The organism is Trebonia sp. (assembly GCF_049794275.1).
Lineage (GTDB): Bacteria > Actinomycetota > Actinomycetes > Streptosporangiales > Streptosporangiaceae > Trebonia.
Genome location: NZ_JBARCR010001234.1, coordinates 1 through 3427, shown reverse-complemented (window position 1 = coordinate 3427; position 3427 = coordinate 1). Strand labels below are relative to the sequence as shown.

The 3427-nt window shown below is 66.2% G+C and carries 3 protein-coding genes; 2 read left to right on the top strand and 1 reads right to left on the bottom strand.

Translation table 11 applies throughout. The annotated features are described in order from the left end of the window. On the top strand, positions 1-1012 hold a 1012-nt coding region (locus WA805_RS30275; protein WP_425244032.1), incomplete at its 5' end, for a magnesium and cobalt transport protein CorA. A gap of 454 nt (positions 1013-1466) precedes the next feature. Here WA805_RS30275 and WA805_RS30270 read toward each other — a convergent pair. Next, a complete protein-coding gene (locus WA805_RS30270; RefSeq protein WP_425239452.1) occupies positions 1467-1919 on the bottom strand; it encodes a hypothetical protein in 453 nt (150 codons plus the stop codon). A 156-nt stretch (positions 1920-2075) separates the two neighbouring features. Between WA805_RS30270 and WA805_RS30265 the strand changes: the two genes are divergently transcribed. Beyond that, positions 2076-3263, top strand: coding sequence for an HIRAN domain-containing protein (locus WA805_RS30265; RefSeq protein WP_425239451.1), 1188 nt, complete (start codon positions 2076-2078; stop codon positions 3261-3263). The last annotated feature ends 164 nt before the right edge of the window (positions 3264-3427 follow it).

The following is a 3427-nucleotide window of genomic DNA, read 5'->3' as shown; positions in this document are numbered from 1 at the left end:
CATTGACTGTGCTCACTACCGCGACGGCCGCAGGCGCGATGAGGGTCCGGTGCCGCTGCAGGAGGCGGCGGCCCGGTGCGGGCAGGGCGGCTTCGTGTGGCTGGGATTGTTCGAGCCCGGGGAAGAGGAGCTGGCCCAGGTCCGGGACACCTTCGGCCTGCATGAACTGGCCGTCGAGGACGCGCAGAACTTTCACCTGCGGCCGAAGATCGAGACCTATGACCAGGGCGTCCAGCTGGTCATCCTGCGTACCGCGCGCTACGACGCTGCCGCCGAGGAAGTCGAGTTCGGCGAGATCAGCATCTTCCTCGGGCCGGCCTTCGTGATCGCGGTGCGGCAAGGCGTGGCCAGCGAGCTGCACGGCGCCCGGCAGCGACTGGAGCAGCGGCCGGAGTTGCTCGCCACGGGCAGCACGGCCGCGCTGTGGGCGATCTTGGATCAGGTGGTGGACGATTACGCACCGGTCGTCGCCGGGCTCGAACGCGACATCGACCAGGTCGAGGCCACCGTATTCTCCGGCGCCTCCGCGCCGACCGAACGGATCTACTCGCTGCGCCGCGAGGCCACTGACTTCTACCGCGCCGTCCACCCGCTGCTCGCCGTGGTTACCGCCATCGAGCGCGCCGCCGAAGCCCCGCAGCTACTGCCGTACCTGCGGGACGTGCAGGACCACCTGCTCCTGGTGAACGAGGAGGTCTCCGCCCAACGTGACCTGCTCGGCACGATCCTGGAGGCCAACATGGCCGTGATCTCGGTCGAGCAGACCAACGTCAGCGTCCGGCAGAACGCCACCGTCGAGCAGCTCACCATCCTGGCCACGATCTTCCTGCCGCTCACCTTTGTCACCGGGTTCTTCGGCCAGAACTTCGGATGGCTGGTCAGGCACCAGGACAGCTTCGCCGCATTCGTTACCTACGGTATCGGCGGCCTGGTGGTGCCGCTGGCGCTCCTGGCCGTGTGGCTCAGGCTCCGCACTCACACCAGGACGCCCGCTGCACTTGATGACCACTGACCCGCACCCGCGCCGAGCCGGGACCCGGGCACCCACCCGACGTAAACCCGAAGAGCCTGACAGCGGACACGAGCAAAGCCAGCATCTCGTGACGGGCGGCGAATCCAGGTTGGCTCATACCGCAGCGCAGGCTACGGCTAGCTCTGCATCCCCGTCGGCAGACTCTAGCCCGAATGCCCGGATCCGGCCGCCCCCCGCCTTGATCTGCATACGGCCAACGTCCGCACGCAACGGCGGCTAAGCGCGCGTCCAGAAGATGCCCATATCGCGGTACCGCGACGGTGATGGGCGTGTCAACCTGCATAAATATACGGACCTGCCCGGCAGCGGCAATGCCCGCTAGTGCCGCTCCTGGTGTGTAAGACGGTGGCGTCATCGCCGATGGGAGGTCCACCTCATCTGCCTGGTCCTGGGTGGCCTGGGTGGCCGTTGATCAGCTTGGCTTGCCGGGCTGCTATGCGTACTTCCAGGTGATGTTGCGCGGTCGCCGCCCCGGTCGCCGGGTTCTCTTCCTGGCCAGGTCAAGAGCTTCTGGCTCAAGGAGCAGCGGCATCAGCCTGCGCAGCCAGGTTGCGTTGTTATCCAGGGTGTGCTGCGCGACTGCGACTGTGTGAGCCTTCCAGGCGACATGATGTGCGGGGGCGAACCCCGCCGCCTCCACCAAGCCAGGCAGCCCGGCGCGGGATATGTGCGCAGCAGCCAGGGACACCGAGACCCCGATGCGCCTGCCGGGATGATCACGGTTTTGGTCGAGGAACACCGCGACGAGCAGCTCAGGGCGTCGGTAGAAAACAGAGGGGAGAAGAAGGTCGCTGCTCTCCGGCCCTTCCATGCCGTACGAGCCGACAAGGAACTCAAAGCGCTGACCGACCTCGCCCGCAAATCTGGCCAGCTCAATGCGCTCCATAGTTCCTCCCCGGCAATGTTGCCAGGATAGGCATTTGCCACCAAGTACGTAGTCGCGCTCGTCCCCCCTGACTCCGGGGCACGCTCATCTGACTCGCGGTTAGGTGGCGTTGCCCGGTGCTCCCCACTAGCCTTTCGCCAGCGGCAGGGAGGTCAGATGGGGCTGCTGGATCGCTTGAGGGGCAGGCGCGAGTCTTCGGTGCCCGCGCGGGCTGAGACGTCTGCTGTATCGGTGTCTTTGCTGGGCGGACAAGATGACCTTGAGGTCGTCGGCGAACTCGCCTATCAGGACGCCCTGTGGGGTTTGTCTGGCGGGACCGTCGGAGACAGGATCCGCCGCCACATCGTGGCGGTGCTGGTTCCAGAGCCCACGAACCCGTATGACGCGAACGCTATCGCCGTACAGATTGACGGCCAGGTTATCGGCTACCTGCCGCGGGCAACGGCGCAGGAGTATCTGCCGGGCCTGCAGCATTCGATGTCCGTGCACGGCGGCTGCGTGGCCCTGCGCGGGGTGATCGTGGGAGGCGGCTACTATGACGACGGCCCGGGACGGCTAGGGGTGTGGCTGGAACACGACCCTGCCGACTTCGGGGCGCGCTCAGCCGCCTCCTCGCGGTCGGCGCCGCTGGGATACCCGAATGCCGATGGAGTCATGCGAACCGGCTTTACGGAGGCCTGGCTCACCGATGCTGAGGATGACTCGTACGACCTGTCGTGGTTCAACGACCTTCCCGAGGCAGACCGGCCAGCGATCGCGAAGCTCCGCGAACTGCTCGCCGCTGATCCGGACCCGATTGACCGGCATTTCCAGTTCGCCGAGCTGGAGACGCGGCTGTACCAGTCACGTGAGCTATACGAGGCAGCCCTGGCCGAGTACGACGAGGCGTGCGCCCGTCACGACGCGGAGATGGAAAGCATCTGCGCGGCCTTCATGGCCAAGTGGGGCAAGATCCCGCTGCTGGACACCTACCGGCAGATGGCCGTACGCCAGCAGAAGAAGAAGGACTGGCAGGCCTGCAAATGGTGGGCCGAACGCGGTCTTGCCCTCTACGGGCAGCGGGCGGCACGGGAAGAGGCTGTCGAGGACCTCATCAAGCGCCGCAACCGGGCCCTCGCGAAACTCGAGGCTGCAGCCAGGCCGGAGAACCGGGTCCGGTTGGAACGCCCCCACACCTCCGTTGTGTCCGCAACTCCTTCCGGAGGAATGCCGGGTACAAGCGGCTCGTATGCCGAACTCGAAGTACTTGTCTGCCAAGAATGCAACTGCCGCTTCGAACGCCTGCGAGTCCGCGGCCGCAAACCGACACTCTGTCCGACATGCCGCGCGGCAGCAAAAGCGTGACGAGGGTTCCGGACTTCACGCGGAAGCTTCCGCTCATGCCGCGATGCGCATGCTGGGCTTCTGCCCGGAGCGCCGAAAGCCTGAAATCGTCGGGGGACCCTATCCCCGGCCTCTCACGCGGAAGGCCGCCAGACGTAGCGCAGATCAGGTGCGTGCTCCTCATT

Excerpts from the sequence above, each read along its gene's own strand:
- WA805_RS30265 (WP_425239451.1), top strand. The coding sequence starts at position 2,076 with ATGGGGCTGCTGGATCGCTTGAGGGGCAGGCGCGAGTCTTCGGTGCCC.
- WA805_RS30270 (WP_425239452.1), bottom strand. The coding sequence starts at position 1,919 with ATGGAGCGCATTGAGCTGGCCAGATTTGCGGGCGAGGTCGGTCAGCGC.